Below are 17,354 nucleotides of genomic sequence, written 5' to 3'. Positions count from 1 at the left end.
GTAACGCAGGAGCAGTTACCGAGGAGCATTTAATGACCTTACCTCAAAGCCGCTAAACTCTCGCTGAGCGATCAAATCTTTATACTGATTGGTATTACTCTGCTTCTAAATATCCTTCAACCCAAGCGAGTGTAAATTAATTAGTCTTTGCTAAGGTATATTGCCCTAAAAGCTGATCTAAACCATTTGAAGCATCATTCAAGTCAGTGGCTAAGCTAATAGAATGACCAGTGGTTTGTTTGATTGTTTCAGCTTGTCCACGAATGTCATTAAGCTGCGATGCGATCTCTCTTGAGGCTACGCTTTGCTCCTCTGATGACGCCGCTATTTGTGCACTCATGTCGAATACCGTGCTGATAGATAATGCCATGCTGTCAACATCATTGCTCACTGATACAATCGCTTCGCGACCTTTATCTGCTTGCGATACGATATCACCAGTAATGTTGCTGAGTTTGTGAGTGCCAGTTTGTAGGCCTTCAATCATAGATTGAATTTCCACTGTCGCTTGTTGCGTGCGACTAGCAAGGGTTCTTACTTCATCGGCGACGACAGCAAAACCTCTTCCCTGCTCACCGGCTCTCGCCGCTTCAATTGCCGCGTTAAGCGCCAATAGGTTTGTTTGCTCAGAAATGCCATTAATGGTGGTCACGACCTCACCAATCTGAGTCGCTGCATGAGAGAGGTCTTCAACTGAAATAGAGGCTTCTGAGATCCTCTCTGTCAATATACCTATGCTAGCAACTGCTTCAGTAAGCTGTACTTTACTGTTAGCAGCTTGAGAGGAGTTAATTTCGGTTTGCTCTGAAGTGCTTGATGCATTTGCTGATACTTCTTCAACAGCGGCAGTCATCTGCGACATCGCCACGGCAACAGTATCAAGAAATTGATGCTGAGCATGAGTAAGTTGCTCATTTTGACCTGCCTGTTGGTGGAACTCGCTCGCAGCATGAGAAAGTGTTTCGGCATTTTTAGCAATGGCAGACACCATTTCACTCATGTTGTCGGCACTGCGGTCAATTTCACGGGCGATTAAACTAAAATCGTCTTTACCAAAAAAGTTGAGCCTAAAGCTTAAGTCGCCATCCGCCAACCTTTTAATCGCTTGGTACATATCCCACAAACCGCCGCCTAGCGAGGTAGATACCCAGTAACTCACCAGGTACAAAGGCAACAGGCCAAGCAGTGACAATAACAACATCATATTAGCTTGTGACAGTGCATCTTGCTCCCACTTAGCGACATTGGCGCTGTAAACAAGCTGCTCTGATACAAGGTTAGCGCTTACGGTAACCTTGTTGTTAACGCGATTCGATTTTTGAGCATAACCCACACTTAAGCCATTTTTAGCGGCAAATTCAGCGAGTGCAGCATCGTTTAGCTGAAGGTCGTTAGCAACAGATGCATAAGCATCGACAGTCGCTTGAGCTCGCTCTACTGATGCAGCCTCAATCTGTTGTGTGCTATTAAAATAATTGGTGGTTGCAACCCCTAGCGTGATAAGGGTGACCATGGTACAGATTGCCCAAAATTTACCATTAAGGCTAAGCTTGATTAATACAGCATCGACAGTTCGAAAATTAATTTGCTTCATCGTGAAGTTCCCTTGGCCTTAACCTTCGACCATTTATAAGCAATATTTAGCTAATAAACCTAGTATCGGCATTGTTTAGCAAAGCTTTATAGCAAATTACGACTCTTTTGCAGTGTTTTACGCAAAAATAGTTTGTAATTTTTGAGTTAGAGAGATTAGCTGAGCGGTGAACAAGCTCATGCTGTAGCCAAGCATCGCACCAAGAATTAGTGGCGGTAATATAGCAGCGATATCGCCCCCCATAGCAAAAGTGATACAGCAACCGATAAAGGCACCAGGTATAAAGGCCAACTTTTGATAACTGGCTTGTAGACACATTGCCGCTGTCGCAATGCCAGTGAAGGCATACCCAAGCAAAGGAGAGACAAAAAAGCTACTGCCAGAGATAATGAGCCAGCCCCAGAAAACACCAGAGAGATTGGTGGTCATTGCCATCAGCATTCCCTTCGCACCCGACTGCGTTTGAGCGAAGAAAGTACTGCAACCTAGAAAGCCTATCCAAGTAACAAGTTGAAATGCATCAGCGAAACCAGCCCAAACTGCGGCGAGTAATCCTGCTGAAATAGCTATTTGCCAACGATGTTCCATAAAGCCCTCTCTATAACGGCGTATATACTGGCACCATGTAAGAACACAGTGTTTTATATTAAGGACGCTAAATTAACCTTTTTGAATGCTAAAAAACACGATCTGTGACAAATAATTTGCTATCCAAGGAGTTTTAGCGCACAAAACGAACAGTAATGTAACAAAATTACCTATTTGCCTTTAGAGGAAGAGTACGTGATTAGAAAATTGTTTACAGGCATGTTTTGAGACTAGCGTGGTATCAGTGGAGCAGAGCATCACTTTTTTTCATTTTACAATCTGCATACCCCATGAGACATTAGCGTGCCCTGCATTAAATTTGAAAAATCAAACCATCACCGACATGGAGTTCACGTGAGATTAACCATACTATTGTTACTGTTAGCTATTAGCCCTCTATATGCTCAAGCTCAAGACCTTATTAATCATGCAGACATCAAAAATCAGAAAGACTGCTTTAGCTCAATTTTTAAAGATTATCAATCTTGGCGCAGTGCTATGAAGGTAAAGTTTTCAAAACCAATACAATCTGAAGTACAGCTATCCCGCAAATTAACTCAATTCGATTTAATGTTCGGCGAAGAGCTATTTGACTTCTATAAAAGTGAAATTGATTGCAGAACTTTTCAATATAAGGTTAATGGTCTATTTGTAAGTGGATATCTAATGAAGCCTAAAACGGCGCCAAACAAGCTGCCGGTCTTGATTTATAATCGCGGTGGAAATGGTCGATTTGGCAGTGTGGTATTTGGTTCAATGATGCGGAACCTATTTCCTATAGCTCAACAGGGGTTTGTTATCATTGGCAGCCAATACAGGGGCTTGCATAATGAGTCAACGATGTTTCAGGATGAGTTTGGTGGTCTAGATGTTGATGATGTAGTGGCATTGTTTGATTACATACCCGATATAAAAGGTGCCGATGCAAAAAGGATCGGCATGTATGGTGCCAGCAGAGGGGGTATGCAAACCCATCTGGCAATTAAAAAGAACAACAATGTAAAAGCCATCGCTACCATTGCAGGAAATGTCGATTTAGTAAAAGATCTTGGTTATCGCCCTAATATGGAGAAGGTTTACCGTAACAGAATCATCAACTATCAAGAAAATAAAGCTCTTGAACTAAAAAAACGTTCAGTAATAACTTGGGCTGATAAACTTTCAAAAGAGATCCCAATTTTACTTATACATGGCAGTAACGACAAACGTGTATCGGTCAAGCATTCTATTGCACTTGCTGAAGCACTAAAAACAAACAATGTTCCACATAAACTGGTTATTTACCCTGAAGACGATCACTTCTTAAGTATTAACAAAAAACAGTCAGAACAAGAACTCGTTAGTTGGTTTAAAACACACTTATAAGCCACGCATCAATAGCCACGGTTATTTACTGGTTCAAAAGTAACGCTCAAAAGAAGAACCAGCACTTAGGGCTGTTGAACTTTTGAGCCTGTTTTTTGTTCGATTTATTACCGCAAGGAATAATGTTTCTAGTACCAAGCTTGAGTGATGAAGCTTAGCTGGCTAAGTGAAAAGCCCATAACACATTCTAGCCATAAAAGAATAGAAGCATTGAATCGCCCCCAAAGGGCTGCGTTTGTAGACTATTTGTGGAGAATAACTAAACGGCATAGCCTCCTCCTTGTCAAAATAGCCAATAAACGGCGGCTAAAACAACCGTGAAAGATCAACAGCCCCTAGTAGTTCTTCTTTAATTTTCGAGAAGCCGTTTGTACGCCCTGGATCATTTTGCCGAGTGCTTTATCTTTAGCGCGCTTTTCCGCTAGGGTTGCGCTATTTAAAGCTTGCTCTCGCATTAACTTGCGGTAGCTATTTAAGCGGCGTTCGCCAAGTAGCCCACCAATGAGTGCCGCTTGAACGGCGCAGCCTGGTTCGCTTTCATGGCTACAATCACCAAAGCGACATTGCTGTGCTAAATCGATAATTTCGCTAAAGGTGTCATTAACGCCCTGCTCACAATCGCTAAGTTGCAGCTCTCGCATACCAGGAGTGTCCATCAGCAGCCCGCCTTGTGGCAGCCACTTAAGCGCTCTTGAGGTCGTAGTATGGCGTCCTTTACTGTCATCTTCACGTACGCTACTGGTAAGCTGTGCCTCAAACCCCATCAGCCCATTAACGAGCGTTGACTTGCCCACACCGGAAGAGCCTAAAAAGGCCACGGTTTTGCCCGTTTGGCAGTAAGCCGCTAGGCTTTGCAGGTTTTCATCATCCAACGCATTAACTGCATGTACCATCATAAAGGGATCAAGCTGCTGTACTTGCTGACATTTATCATCGACATCACTACACAAGTCGCGCTTAGTCAGTACCACCACCGGCTCTACCTGCGCTTCTTTTGCAAGCGCAAGGTAACGTTCAATGCGGCTTAGGTTAAAATCATGATTAAGCGAACAAACAATCATTACGCTGTCGACATTGGCAGCGATTAACTGGGTGGCCACTTTACTGCCAGGCGCTTTACGCTGAAACAGTGATTGACGCTCTAAGTGGCGTACTAGCCTGTTAGAGTCGTCGAAAAGTACCCAATCTCCCACACAAATGCGTTCAGACTGAGGGGTCAGTGTTAGCCGTATATTTCCAGCCTCACTTAACAGCATAATATGGCTACGATGCTGCTCGACCACTCGACCGATGCTGAGTTCTGTTAACTCTTCGAGACTAAGTTGCTGCTGAAAAAAAGGTCTCCAACCCAGCTGTGTTAACGTGATAGTTTGCTGTTGCAACGCCGTTCTCCATTCCAAATATCTAAAATCACTCAAGTACAAATAAACTCGTATGCCGCTTGTCGCCGCAAGTACGTATTACAACTGTTAGCCGTTGCTAATGCAGACTAAAGCTATGCTTGTTCTGTGATTAAATAATAGCAATCATCGAAACCTATTGATTGAATAAAAGCGACAAAATGCCCCTGCCTTATAACAGCCAACATAGCTGCATCACTATCTTTAACTTATTTACAATTGATTATCATTCTCATTTGATTGCATTTGTTCTAATATGCTTCGGTTTTCAACTTAATCTATTAAGGAACAACTATGCGTTCTATGACAATACTTATTGCCGCTATGATGCTCGTGTTATTTAGCAGCACAACTTTCGCTAACGAGTGTGAATTATCAATTTCAGCTACTGATACGATGCAGTTCGACAAAAAGCGGTTATCGGTACCTGCTAGCTGCAAAGAGGTTACACTCACCTTAGCCCATAGCGGGCAACTGCCTAAATCGGCAATGGGACATAACTGGGTGCTGAGTATAGCGGGCGATATGCAAGCAATCGCAAATGATGGCATGGCTGCAGGCGCAGTAAACAGTTACGTAAAACCTGACGATTCACGCGTTATCGCTCATACCGACATTATTGGGGGTGGTGAATCGACCAGCATTACTTTTAGTATCGCTGATTTAGTTCCAAATAATGACTACCGTTTCTTCTGTTCTTTCCCAGGTCACTGGGCGATTATGCAGGGTAGCTTCAGTATTAAGTAAACTATCGTTCACATAGGAAGCTAAGATTAAACCGCCGCTGTGGCGGTTTTTTATTTTTGTTTATTAACAAATCGATTACTATTAAACTAATGGTCTGATCTTTTGGGAAGAAAATATTGCATGGCCGCAAAGAGTAAAGTTAAAGGATTTACGCTGATTGAGTTAGTTGTAGTCATTATCGTTTTAGGCATTTTGGCGGTGATCGCCGCGCCCAAGTTTATTGATTTTAGGCGTGACGCTGAGATCAGCCGGGTTAAAGCGATAGCAGCCTCATATCAACAGGCTCTCATCTTCAGCCATACTCGCTGGCAAATAGTCGGTGGCAATAGCCCAATGAATAACCTGCCTGGCTATGCTGGTGATGAACTTGATATGAATGCTAACGGCTTCCCTTTAGGAATAGATAAAGGCGAACCAATGGGGCAACCAACCAATATTGGCCAAGGGGAACAAGGCTGTGTTGATTTGTGGAACACCTTAATCGAAGATCCCGCTAGTGTTTCATTGTCCAGTGTCGATAACGGCAGTGACTTTCAAGCATATCGCCACCCAGCAGATAGTAATCCGACAGGGCAAACCGAATGCAGTTATGTGCTACGCACACTCAATGACACAGCGGGTCGTGAAACCGCAGAAATAAAAATAGTTTATGACTCGGTTGCGGGTACCGCTAACAGTGTTATTAGCAGTAATTAAAGCTTAAGCGATAAGTATTAATTGAACGACGCTATTTACCTTGTAATCTAATATGGCTAAATAGCGCCGCTTATTTTAATTAGTTTGGATAGTGACCGGATCAACCCAAGCTTGAGTACCGTATAGCGGCACTGTAGACAAGGCATGTTTATGACTGCCATTGGTCTCTTTGGTTGAGTAAGACAGGTAAAGTAAGGTTTGATTCTCTGCATCGTAAATACGGCGTACTTTAAGCGTCTTGAATAAAACACTCAGTGACGCTTTAAATACCACTTCACCATTTTTACTCTTATCGATATCCGCGAGTTCAGCGGCTGAGATTGGCCCAGTTTGACGACAGGAGATGCTCATATCAGATGGGTCAGCCAAACTGAGATTGGCTTCAATACGGCTGATATGACATGTCACTCCAGCCACTTTAGGGTCCTGGCGAGCATCAATAATCACATCTTTGGTGGTAAACAAGCCTAGGCTTACCTTGCCAACATCATCACCGCAGCCCGCTAACGTTGCGCTGGCAACCATTCCAAGCAATCCCGCTTTTAATAACGCTAACTTATTCATCACTTTTCCTTATTACTATTGCATACTCACATGAAAGTAAATCGCTGAGTACCAAGCTTATCTTTAGAACAATCGGTATAACAAAACGCTACGCAAATACTTTTTGCGCCCAACGAGTTAAACCCGCCGTTACACTACCAAAGTGATCGCCAACTACAATCGGAATATCAGGGAATAAGCCTGAGATCCTGCGGTATATAGCAGGGCTACGAGCCGTGCCGCCGGTGACGTAAATTCTGTCGGGCTTAACACCTGATGTCTCCAATGCTTCTCGCATCAACGACTCGACTTTACTCAGTGGCATGGTTATCGCATTTTCAAAATCAGCTTCTGTTACCTTGGCATGCAAACCTGCATGGACAAAGCCCAGTGGCGTATCAATACTGTCTTCGCTAGAAAGCGCTATTTTACTTTGCTCAGCACTACGAACCAATTTATAGCCTAACTGCTCTTTTTGAACTTTTAGCAGCCGCGTGATTAGTTCTGGTTGTTGTGCATCTTTAATTAACTCTTCGATGAGCTTTTTTGAGTTCAAGGCTGCAAAATCACGTTGCGCACTAATGTCGTTAACAGCCACGGCATTCCAAAATGGTTTACTTGGCACTGGAAGCTTATTGACCATTAAGCTGCCTAAGCCAAGATGCGGCATAAATGCGGCCATTGATAGTGCGATATCGAGATCGTTACCGCCGATGCGCTGACCACTATGGCCTAGAAAGTCCTGGCTTCTGTCGGCGCTATCAATATGACTAGGCCCCATTTTCACCATAGAGCAATCTGTAGTACCACCGCCCACATCGACCACCAGCACAGTGACATCTTCATCTAGTGAAGCTTCATAGTCCATTCCGGCGGCAAGGGGTTCGAAAAGAAAGTCCACATCAGTAAAGCCTGCACGTTTAGCCGCTAAAGATAAAATAGCTTCTGCTTGTAGATTACTTTGCTCGCCGCCTATACCTTGAAAATTGACTGGGCGACCAATAACCGCGTGGGTTATCACACCATTTCCAAGCATATTTTTTTCAGCAACGGTTTTAATATGCATCATCATTAAGGTGACGATATCTTCAAACAATGCAATTTGATTGTCTCTTAACCCCGTTGCACCAAGAAATGATTTAGGCGAGCGAACATAAAAGCCTTCGTCAGGCATCTCTAGATAAGCTTCTACAGCCGCTTCACCAACGAAAACGGCTTGCTCATGGGGCAGTAGATCTAACTCACGACGCATGGATGCGGCGCGGCTCAATTGAGCGGAGCGTAAACGGGTATATTCGGCTTTTTGCTCGTTTGGCAGTTGCTTGAGCACCTCTTCGGCAATCAGCTCTCTGTCCATGGCATATAGCGTGGAGGTTAAATACTTTGCATCACCACTAAGCGGGACTAAACAGACCTCTTTACCTTGCATAACACCAATCGCGCAATTGGCACTACCATAGTCAAATCCAACAAACATGAGTCTATCCCGTTAATCGTAAAAAAGCCGTGAAAAATAGCACAGTTAATCGGAAGCAAAAAGGGTTATTTTTAAAAATTATCCCTAAGCACAGTTTCTACACAGGGTTAACATTCTCATAAGCAAATAAGATAAAACAGAACATATCAGCCCTCTTGTACTTAGCAACATTCTAGCAATCATTTCACAATTCAAATCGCGTCGACTGCGATGATTTTGTAAAAATAGACTAAACTTAAAGTACGACTTTTAGCCGAAATAGGAACTCGACTAAAATATTGACTAAGGTTTGATTATGTATGGCTGCAAGCTAGCCCTATTGGTAATCTTTACAGCCCTATTTTGCATGGGAGTACAGAGTGCGGACAAAAATATTCTTGCCTCTGAAATCCCTGTTGTGAGTATTAAAGGTCCGATTGGACCTGCTGTTAGCCAGCACCTAACAGTAGAAATTAATGCCGCTAACCAACAACAAGCTCCACTTATCATTATCACTATCGATACGCCTGGAGGCTTGGTCTCGAGTCTTCGCGACATCAATCAAGCCGTCCTCGCCTCTACTGTTCCGATTGCATGTTTGGTTTACCCTAAAGGTGCCAGAGCGGCTAGCGCCGGTACGTACCTGTTATATGCCTGCCATACAGCAGCGATGGCAACAGCGACAACCTTAGGCGCGGCAACACCGGTGCAAATGGGGCCGAGTGCCCCCTCGCCTGACAAAATCAGTCCGGCAGATAAAGGCGAGGATAGCAAAAATGATAACCCCAGCCCTTCAGCAATGGAGAAGAAAATCCTTAACGATGCCATCGCCTACATACGCTCATTAGCACAGCTGCGCGGCAGAAACCAAGAGTGGGCCGTACTTGCAGTCACTGAAGCTGCCACATTAACCGCAACTGAGGCACTAGCACTTAATGTGATTAATTTAATCGCAGAATCACCTCAGCAACTGGTAACCAACCTAGATGGCATTACCATTGAGTTAGGCGAAGAAAAAATCACTTTAGATTTAAAAGGCGCAGTCTTAGTGAATAAACAGCCAAGTTGGCAGAATCAGTTTATCGCCACGATCACTAACCCGAATATTGCTTACATTTTAATGATCATCGGCATTTATGGTCTGATATTGGAATTTTATAGCCCAGGCATTGGAGTGGCTGGGATCAGCGGTGCTATCGCACTGATTATTGCCCTTTATGCACTGCAAATGCTGCCTTTGAACTATGCCGGACTCGCGTTAGTTATCTTAGGCATAGTGCTGCTAATAACAGAAGCTATGATTCCTAGCTTTGGCATATTTGGGGTTGGTGGAATAGCGGCATTTGTGGTGGGCTCAATTTTCCTATTCGACACGCCGCAAGCGCAATTTCAGGTATCACCACTGCTCATTGGCAGTGTCGCTTTTGTCAGTCTGTTGTTTTTCGTGTTCGTACTCAGTTTTGTTTTACGTATGCGAAAACGTGCAGTTGTTAGCGGCCAAGAGGCGATAGTCGGCGCCAATGCAACGGTGCTTGCTGACTTTAATGGCCAAGGTTTTGTCTGCTTAAATGGCGAACGTTGGAATGCAATGAGTCCGCATAAACTCAGCAAAGGTGACAATGTAGCCGTAATTAAGATCGACGGTCTATCGCTGCAGGTAGCGAAAATTGAAGCTAAAACCAATCAGGATAAGGAGGCCTCTAATGGAACCTGTCATCACTAACGGCACAATATTCAGCGCAGTAATGCTATTTATAATTATCTCGTTGCTTATCAGTATCTTCAGGATTTTAAGAGAGTATGAAAGAGGCGTTATTTTTCTTTTAGGACGCTTTCAACAAGTTAAAGGACCCGGACTTATTATTGTTATTCCGTTCATTCAACAGATGGTGAGAGTCGATTTAAGAACTGTAGTCATGGATGTGCCCAGCCAAGATGTGATCAGTCGCGATAATGTCTCGGTCAGAGTAAACGCGGTACTGTATTTTCGCGTTATTGATTCTCAAAAAGCGATAATCAATGTCGAAGATTTTCTACAAGCGACATCGCAATTGGCACAAACGACTCTGCGCTCAGTCTTAGGTCAACATGAACTGGATGAGATGCTTGCTAACCGTGAGATGCTCAACGCAGATATTCAAGTGATCTTAGACAGCCGTACCGATGATTGGGGCATTAAAGTGTCGAATGTAGAGATAAAGCACGTTGATCTTAATGAAACTATGGTCAGAGCCATTGCCCGCCAAGCAGAGGCAGAAAGAACGCGTCGCGCTAAGGTTATTCATGCATCTGGCGAAATGGAAGCCTCAAGTAAGCTGGTAGAAGCTGCAACCGCGCTTGCCACAGAGCCCAATGCTATTTTACTGAGATACCTGCAAACCTTGACTGAAATCGCCGGCGAGAAAAACTCTACTATTCTGTTCCCGCTGCCGATGGATTTGCTTAATGGAGTGATGAACGCTGAGCAAAAAACAACAGAACAAACAGAAAAAGAATCCAAATCGTCGAGCAATAAACCACAATAAAAAAAGGCAGCCTAATGCTGCCTTGAAATTATCGAGCGTGGTTTACACCTTTTTCTCATTTTGAGATTTTTTTAGTTGCTCTTTCTTAGCGCGGCGAGATTCGATCACGGCGCCCACATCACTGCCTATATGCGCTTCACCACGTTGCTTAGACAGTTGCACTTGACGCTCACGCTCTAAGAATCGCTCACGCTGCTTGTCGGTGACTTTATCGATACAGTGAGGGCAACTTACACCTTGTTCAAATTGTGGCGATGCTTTCTCATCTTCAGTGATCGGCATACGACAAGCATTACACTGATCGTATTGACCTTTTTCCAGATCATGATTAACCGCCACCCGGTTATCAAATACAAAGCACTCACCTTGCCACATGCTCTCTTCCTGCTTAACCTCTTCAAGGTACTTTAGAATACCGCCCTCTAGATGATAAACATCATCAAAGCCCTGCTCTTTTAAGTATGCAGTTGATTTTTCGCAGCGAATACCACCGGTGCAAAACATAGCGACTTTCTTATGCTTTGCAGGATCTAGGTTCTGCTTAACGTATTCAGGGAACTCTCTAAAGGTAGTTGTTTTGGGGTCTAGCGCATTCTCAAATGTACCGATCTGTACTTCGTAATCGTTACGGGTATCGACTAAAAGTACTTCGGGATCGGAGATCAGTGCATTCCAATCCTTAGGTTTAACGTAAGTACCTACCACTTTATTAGGATCAATCCCTTCTACGCCCATAGTCACAATCTCTTTTTTGAGTTTGACCTTAGTGCGATAAAAAGGCATTTCCTCGTCAAAAGACAATTTGTGGACAATATTATCAAGTCCAGGCTGAGTAGCTAACCATGTCAGTAATCCATCAATAGCTGCTTGAGAACCTGCTACGGTGCCATTAATACCTTCTGCAGCCAGCAGCAATGTACCTTTAATCGCGGATTCTTCCATCACTGCGAGTAATGGCTTCTGGATATTTTCAAACTCAGGAAGAGCAACAAACTTATACATGGCACAAACAACAACTTTTGACATTGAGACCTCTTATACTGCTGGCTGAAGCTTAATCTTCAGTGCATTTACTACGTCAACGGCAAAACGTGAGCCGCTGCACAAAATTAATCGCGAAGTCTACCTGAATCACATCACAACAAACAGGTACAAAAAGTAAGGCCTTTATGGTTCGCTTACTCCATTCCTTTACCATTTAGATTTTAATGTTAATCAGTAAAATAAATGACGATAGCTAAACGGTAATTGCTTGAGCATTTTCTAATTCAGTCAATATTGATTGTTATTTCATTGCAGGCAGTTAAAAATAGCGGCATCGTTTAATACACCATAGTTTATCTAAAATAAATAATATGACCTTACCGACATTGTACTCCTTTAGACGCTGCCCTTACGCTATGCGGGCTAGACTGGGAATTTACCTTGCCCAAAAGCCAGTCAGTTTGCGTGAAATTGTACTCAGGCATAAACCAGAAGCAATGCTTGCCCAGTCGCCAAAGGGCACTGTGCCAGTATTGATATTAGAAAATGGTACTGTCATTGAGGAGAGTTTTGAGATCATGTGTTGGGCAATTTCACAAAATGACCCGAACGATCTATTACTGGCTAATAGCAGTAACAAACAAGAAGCAGCAAAAGCGTTAATTGAATATAACGATCAAGTCTTTAAATCTTGGTTAGACAAATACAAATATGCTGACCGCTTTCCCGAACACAGCCAACAGCACTACCGTCAACAAGGTGAGCTATTTATACAGCAATTAGAAACCTTACTTGATAAGCACTCACAGCTCCTTGGTCAAGTGCCCTGCATTGCCGATTATGCCATCTATCCGTTCATTAGGCAGTTTGCCCATGTAGATAAAGCTTGGTTCGAGCAATCTGACTATAAAAACGTCCAATTGTGGCTAACAAACCATTTACAAAGCGAAGCGTTTACAACAATTATGCAAAAATTTCCCACTTGGCTTGAAAGCCAACAAGAGTTCGTATTTGGTGGCGAAAAGTAAATCAATTAAACACAAAAGGAGCATTAGCTCCTTTTTGTACTAATACCAACTATGATTACTTATGAAATTTTGTCTATAAACTTTGTTTATAGACTTTACCGCCTTTCATTACAAAATCGACATCCAGCAACTGCTTAATATCATTTAGTGGGCTAGAATCCGTGGCAATAATATCAGCGTACTTACCCACCTCAATAGTGCCTAGCTTATCGCTCATGCCGATAAGATCTGCGCCATTAACTGTTGCGGATTTTAAGATATCTGCTGTGCTCATGCCTGCCTGATACATCAACACTGCCTCCTCGGCATTAATTCCATGTTTAGATACACCACTATCGGTACCGAAAGCAATCTTCACCCCAGCTTTATAGGAGGCCGAAAAATTGTCGAGCATATCAGCGCCCACTCTAATCGCTTTAGCTTTAACTGGTGCGGGCATGAAGTCTGAGGTATTTGCCATCTCCACGACTGTTGCGCCAGCAAGCAAAGTAGGCACTAAATAAGCGCCAGATTGTTTAAATAGCTTAATCGACTCTTCATTGGAGTAACTGCCGTGCTCAATACTGTCGACACCTGCGCGCAAAGCCGCATTTATTCCTTCTGCCGCATGAGCATGGCTGGCGACTTTACGACCCAGCGAATGAGCGGTTTCAACTATCTCTTTTAACTCATTATTGGTCATCTGCTGACCTGTTCCCGTGTCAGTGTTAGAAAGCACCCCACCCGTTGAGGCAACTTTAATCGCATCTGCACCATATTTAATCGCTTTACGGGTCATTTTTCTACACTCAAAAGGACCGTCACAGAGCATTTTTGATGACTTCATTGCCAAGAGATCTGGCGCCATTCCATCTACATCTAAATGACCACCCGTAATAGAGATCCCTGCTGCTGCGATAATTCTAGGTCCATCTATCCAACCTTTTTCTACTCCATCACGTAGCGCATACATTTGCTCAGGTTCACTGAGTAGATCCCGCACGGTAGTAAAACCAGACATCAATGTTGTTTTGGCGTAATGAACGCTTTTCATCGCCACATCAGCATCTGATAGTTTCACCGTATCAGCAGTATTGTCAGGCCCAAGTTCCATCTGCAGGTGCACATGCATATCCATTAAACCTGGCATCACAAAGCTATCTTTAAGATCAATTAAACGTACATCATTGCCAAATTCAGTCACTGGCACAAAACCTTTAGTAACAGCCGTAATCGAGCCCTCTTCAATCACCACTGTGTAGTTTTTTAGAGGCGCTTTCCCTGGAACGGACAACAATTCCCCCGCATGAATAACTTGAGTTTCAGCTAATGCGCTATGACTCAGTAAAGCAGATATTGCTAAGGTAATAGCGGTAAGCTTGATGCTTAATTTGGCATTATTGTCAGTCGTTTTATCCATTATGTTTAGCTACTTTAGTTTTTATATTGTAATGAATATACCGCAGCAATGAAAAATGTAAACGGATATTCACATTACTTCAGCATTAACTTTACATGTGCTAACTTAGTGGACTTGCATAAAAATAGAACACCACAGTACTGAGATAGCAATTTCTATAAACCAGTAAACGCTTGTAAAAGTCAGCACTTAAGGGATTACAATGAAAACCAGTATATACATGGCCCTCGTTATTACGCCATTGACCATCAACCTCGTCTCAGCTAAAGAGACGATGACAGCACTCCCTTCTACCGAGCTTCAAACTTTGCAGTTAGAGGATATTTTTAACCTTGAGTATGCCTCAGATCTTGAAATAAATAATAAGGGTGATGAAGTCTATTTTGTTCGCAATTACATGGATATTCAGACAGATAAGAAGTTGGGTAATATCTGGAAAGTGGACAGTGAGAAAACCTTAACGCCGGTGACTAATGGGCTGCATGTTGACTTTGCCCCCACGTTATCGCCTGACAATAGTAAATTGGCTTATATCTCTACAGCAAGTGGTTCACCGCAGATCCATATGCGCTGGCTTAACAATGGTAGCAATGCCCAATTGAGCCACTTTAGTAGCGCCCCCGCCAACTTATCTTGGTCACCCGATGGTAAAACCATCGCCTTTACCCGCTTTGTTGAACAAAAAGCCAAGTCTGTTGTAAATCTTCCAGGTAAGCCTAAAGATGCTACTTGGGCAAAGCCAGCTGTCTACATTGACAAAATGTATTATCGCTTTGATGGCGCAGGATTTACTCAGCCAGGTAATCGTCAAATATTCATCATGTCTGTTGATGGTGGTGCAGCGCGCCAACTAACTTTTGCTAGCAATGATCACCGCGGTGAAATAAGTTGGAGTAAAAACGGCCATCAGCTGATTTATTCAACTAACATGCGCAGCGATAGTGACCTAGAATGGACCGACAGCAATATATACAGTTTGGATCTCAGTAACCTACAGACAAAAGCATTGACCTCTCGTGTCGGCCCAGATAACCAGCCTATTGTTTCTCCAAATGGCAAAATGATTGCTTACCTAGGCGCTAATCAAAATTATAAAAATTATGAAAATACTGAACTGTACGTTATGAACCTTGATGGCTCTGACAAACGTTCTTTAACAGCCGAGTTCGATCGTTCAATAAACAAAATTCAATGGGCCGACAACAGTAAATCGTTATACATGAGTTACCACGATAAAGGCGAAACCTTTATCGCAACCCAGCCATTGAAAGGCAAACACAGGGTTGTAGCAAAGAATCTAGGCGGGCTATCTTTTGGTCGTCCTTATACTGGCAGTGACTTTGATGTTGCTGAAAACGGGACGATAGCATATACCTATTCTGACCCACTGCGACCAGCGGATATAGCTGTGACTCGAAAAGGGAGAAACACCCAGCTAACAAACCTCAATAGTGATGCTCTCGATCATAAAACCTTAGCAAATATTCGCGAACTCAATGTGAAATCGTCTTTCGATGGACGTAATATTCAAGCCTGGGTTGCATACCCGCCGGGATATAAAGAGCAGATAAAAGCAGGTAAGAAATTCCCACTCATTCTTGAAATACATGGCGGCCCCGTCACCAATTATGGACCTCATTTTTCAGCAGAAATACAGTTAATGGCAGCGAGCGGTTATGTAGTGGTTTATGCAAACCCCCGAGGCAGCGATAGCTATGGCAAAGAGTTTGCTCAGATTATTTATAATAATTACCCAAGCCAAGATTATGATGACCTTATGTCTGTCGTTGATGGAGTCATTGCCCAAGACGCTATTGATGAAGACGCGCTTTTTGTGACGGGAGGCTCCGGTGGTGGCGTACTAACTGCTTGGATAGTCGGTCATACTGACCGCTTCAAAGCCGCTGTAGTGGCAAAACCAGTAATTAATTGGTTTAGCTTTGCATTAACCACTGATATTTATCCTTTCGTGATTAAAAATTGGTTTGAAAAAATGCCTTGGGAAGATCCTCAGCACTATATGAGGCTCTCTCCTATTAGCTATGTTGGTAATGTCTCGACCCCAACGATGTTGTTAACAGGTGAAGCTGATAAGCGAACACCTATCGCAGAAACAGAGCAGTTCTACCAAGCACTAAAACTGCGTAATATTGATACCGCGATGGTGAGAATTCCGGATGCGCCTCATGGTATATACAAACGCCCAAGCAACTTGATGTCTAAAGTCGCGCATATTCTGTGGTGGTTTGATAAGTATCAACAACCTAAAAGCTAACGCTTTTTTGGCGTTTACACTCCCTTGCAAAAAGCTAACATCCATTTCAGGCTGTTAGCTTTTGCTTTAATATTGGTTTCAATGCATCAATCAGTAGGACAAATTGCTAGTTGGTGGCTATCAGCTACAGCGACTTCATATGGTGATTAAAGGGATAGTTACCACTAGCAAGCCCCCCATACTCCAGTTGAAATAACGTCGACGCTTGGTTGAATTTAGTTTGTCTTTTATTGCGGCACCTAACGCCACCCACGTGAACGAAGCAGGAAAGCCGACAATATTAAACACTAATAAGCCGAGTAACGCACTTGCCCAGTAACCATCACCACTTACCGTAAATGCAGTACAAAGCGTTATCGTTGCCATCCAGCTTTTTGGGTTTATCCATTGAAACAGTGCTGCTTCTTTCATTGACATAGGCTTTCTATCCAACACGTCATAACCATTTTCTACAGGCAAAGTCATCACTCTATATGCAAGAAACAACAGATATATGACCGAGGCCACCTTCAACACTGAGTGCAATAGCGGCCATGACTGGAATAAGCCACCAAGTCCCAACAAAATCGCGACATGCAACATTGTTTGTCCAACTCGGATCCCGATAATATGCGGTAACGTCTGCTTCACACCAAAGTTAGCGCCTGATGTAGCGAGCAAAATATTGTTAGGCCCCGGTGTCATAGTCATTGTTGCGCAAAATATTGCCGCCGAAACCATTAGTGTAAGTAGTGAATCCATCTCTTCCCCAGTA

15 protein-coding genes are annotated in these 17,354 nt (G+C 43.2%); 7 read left to right on the top strand and 8 right to left on the bottom strand.

The features are described 5' to 3' along the window. Positions 1-136 precede the first annotated feature (136 nt). Both AB4135_RS21580 and AB4135_RS21575 read right to left on the bottom strand, forming a co-directional pair. Complete coding sequence (locus AB4135_RS21580) at positions 137-1,594, bottom strand: methyl-accepting chemotaxis protein (RefSeq protein WP_371995479.1); 1,458 nt, start codon at positions 1,592-1,594, stop codon at positions 137-139. Positions 1,595-1,711: 117 nt separating this feature from the next. After that, entirely contained in the window at positions 1,712-2,182 is a 471-nt protein-coding gene (locus AB4135_RS21575; RefSeq protein WP_371995478.1) for a DUF1097 domain-containing protein, read from the bottom strand. A gap of 354 nt (positions 2,183-2,536) precedes the next feature. Here AB4135_RS21575 and AB4135_RS21570 point away from each other — a divergent pair, with 354 nt between their 5' ends. Further along, on the top strand, positions 2,537-3,547 hold the full coding sequence (locus AB4135_RS21570; protein WP_371995477.1) for an alpha/beta hydrolase family protein: 1,011 nt from the start codon (positions 2,537-2,539) through the stop codon (positions 3,545-3,547). A 335-nt stretch (positions 3,548-3,882) separates the two neighbouring features. On the opposite strand, the gene rsgA is transcribed toward AB4135_RS21570, so the two are convergent. Further along, on the bottom strand, positions 3,883-4,929 hold the full coding sequence (rsgA, locus tag AB4135_RS21565; protein WP_371995476.1) for a ribosome small subunit-dependent GTPase A: 1,047 nt from the start codon (positions 4,927-4,929) through the stop codon (positions 3,883-3,885). A gap of 321 nt (positions 4,930-5,250) precedes the next feature. Here rsgA and azu point away from each other — a divergent pair, with 321 nt between their 5' ends. Both azu and AB4135_RS21555 read left to right on the top strand, forming a co-directional pair. Continuing rightward, positions 5,251-5,694, top strand: a complete 444-nt coding sequence (azu, locus tag AB4135_RS21560; protein ID WP_371995481.1) for an azurin — start codon at positions 5,251-5,253, stop codon at positions 5,692-5,694. Between the two features lie 120 nt (positions 5,695-5,814). Then, positions 5,815-6,390 (top strand): type II secretion system protein, encoded by a 576-nt coding sequence (locus AB4135_RS21555; RefSeq protein ID WP_371995475.1) that lies wholly within the window; start codon positions 5,815-5,817, stop codon positions 6,388-6,390. Positions 6,391-6,465: 75 nt separating this feature from the next. On the opposite strand, the gene AB4135_RS21550 is transcribed toward AB4135_RS21555, so the two are convergent. Then, positions 6,466-6,954, bottom strand: coding sequence for a CreA family protein (locus tag AB4135_RS21550; RefSeq protein WP_371995474.1), 489 nt, complete (start codon positions 6,952-6,954; stop codon positions 6,466-6,468). A gap of 88 nt (positions 6,955-7,042) precedes the next feature. Further along, positions 7,043-8,410 (bottom strand): molecular chaperone, encoded by a 1,368-nt coding sequence (gene yegD / locus AB4135_RS21545; RefSeq protein WP_371995473.1) that lies wholly within the window; start codon positions 8,408-8,410, stop codon positions 7,043-7,045. Positions 8,411-8,705: 295 nt separating this feature from the next. Here yegD and AB4135_RS21540 point away from each other — a divergent pair, with 295 nt between their 5' ends. Beyond that, positions 8,706-10,112 (top strand): nodulation protein NfeD, encoded by a 1,407-nt coding sequence (locus AB4135_RS21540; protein WP_371995472.1) that lies wholly within the window; start codon positions 8,706-8,708, stop codon positions 10,110-10,112. Between the two features lie 22 nt (positions 10,113-10,134). Beyond that, positions 10,135-10,914 carry a slipin family protein gene (locus AB4135_RS21535; protein ID WP_371995480.1) on the top strand — a complete coding sequence of 260 codons (780 nt, stop codon included), beginning with the start codon at positions 10,135-10,137 and terminating at the stop codon, positions 10,912-10,914. A gap of 42 nt (positions 10,915-10,956) precedes the next feature. On the opposite strand, the gene AB4135_RS21530 is transcribed toward AB4135_RS21535, so the two are convergent. Next, positions 10,957-11,940, bottom strand: coding sequence for a rhodanese-related sulfurtransferase (locus AB4135_RS21530; RefSeq protein WP_371995471.1), 984 nt, complete (start codon positions 11,938-11,940; stop codon positions 10,957-10,959). A gap of 329 nt (positions 11,941-12,269) precedes the next feature. On the opposite strand from AB4135_RS21530, the gene AB4135_RS21525 reads away from it, so the two are divergent. Beyond that, positions 12,270-12,926 carry a glutathione S-transferase gene (locus AB4135_RS21525; protein ID WP_371995470.1) on the top strand — a complete coding sequence of 219 codons (657 nt, stop codon included), beginning with the start codon at positions 12,270-12,272 and terminating at the stop codon, positions 12,924-12,926. Between the two features lie 73 nt (positions 12,927-12,999). Here the strand turns inward: AB4135_RS21525 and AB4135_RS21520 are convergent, their stop codons facing one another. Next, positions 13,000-14,325, bottom strand: coding sequence for an amidohydrolase family protein (locus AB4135_RS21520; protein ID WP_371995469.1), 1,326 nt, complete (start codon positions 14,323-14,325; stop codon positions 13,000-13,002). Positions 14,326-14,527: 202 nt separating this feature from the next. Between AB4135_RS21520 and AB4135_RS21515 the strand changes: the two genes are divergently transcribed. After that, positions 14,528-16,600, top strand: a complete 2,073-nt coding sequence (locus AB4135_RS21515) for a prolyl oligopeptidase family serine peptidase (protein WP_371995468.1) — start codon at positions 14,528-14,530, stop codon at positions 16,598-16,600. A gap of 135 nt (positions 16,601-16,735) precedes the next feature. On the opposite strand, the gene AB4135_RS21510 is transcribed toward AB4135_RS21515, so the two are convergent. Continuing rightward, positions 16,736-17,341, bottom strand: coding sequence for a LysE family translocator (locus AB4135_RS21510; RefSeq protein ID WP_371995467.1), 606 nt, complete (start codon positions 17,339-17,341; stop codon positions 16,736-16,738). Positions 17,342-17,354 lie beyond the last annotated feature (13 nt).

The organism is Shewanella sp. 10N.286.54.B9 (assembly GCF_041468565.1).
Classification (GTDB): Bacteria; Pseudomonadota; Gammaproteobacteria; order Enterobacterales; family Shewanellaceae; genus Shewanella.
Note: the sequence above shows the minus strand (reverse complement) of the source record. Positions and strands in the feature narration are given on the sequence as shown.

Coding starts and splice junctions, on each gene's coding strand:
- AB4135_RS21580 (WP_371995479.1), bottom strand. CDS start 1,594: ATGAAGCAAATTAATTTTCGAACTGTCGATGCTGTATTAATCAAGCTT.
- AB4135_RS21575 (WP_371995478.1), bottom strand. CDS start 2,182: ATGGAACATCGTTGGCAAATAGCTATTTCAGCAGGATTACTCGCCGCA.
- azu (WP_371995481.1), top strand. CDS start 5,251: ATGACAATACTTATTGCCGCTATGATGCTCGTGTTATTTAGCAGCACA.
- AB4135_RS21555 (WP_371995475.1), top strand. CDS start 5,815: ATGGCCGCAAAGAGTAAAGTTAAAGGATTTACGCTGATTGAGTTAGTT.
- AB4135_RS21550 (WP_371995474.1), bottom strand. CDS start 6,954: ATGAATAAGTTAGCGTTATTAAAAGCGGGATTGCTTGGAATGGTTGCC.
- yegD (WP_371995473.1), bottom strand. CDS start 8,410: ATGTTTGTTGGATTTGACTATGGTAGTGCCAATTGCGCGATTGGTGTT.
- AB4135_RS21540 (WP_371995472.1), top strand. CDS start 8,706: ATGTATGGCTGCAAGCTAGCCCTATTGGTAATCTTTACAGCCCTATTT.
- AB4135_RS21535 (WP_371995480.1), top strand. CDS start 10,135: ATGCTATTTATAATTATCTCGTTGCTTATCAGTATCTTCAGGATTTTA.
- AB4135_RS21530 (WP_371995471.1), bottom strand. CDS start 11,940: ATGTCAAAAGTTGTTGTTTGTGCCATGTATAAGTTTGTTGCTCTTCCT.
- AB4135_RS21525 (WP_371995470.1), top strand. CDS start 12,270: ATGACCTTACCGACATTGTACTCCTTTAGACGCTGCCCTTACGCTATG.
- AB4135_RS21520 (WP_371995469.1), bottom strand. CDS start 14,325: ATGGATAAAACGACTGACAATAATGCCAAATTAAGCATCAAGCTTACC.
- AB4135_RS21515 (WP_371995468.1), top strand. CDS start 14,528: ATGAAAACCAGTATATACATGGCCCTCGTTATTACGCCATTGACCATC.
- AB4135_RS21510 (WP_371995467.1), bottom strand. CDS start 17,341: ATGGATTCACTACTTACACTAATGGTTTCGGCGGCAATATTTTGCGCA.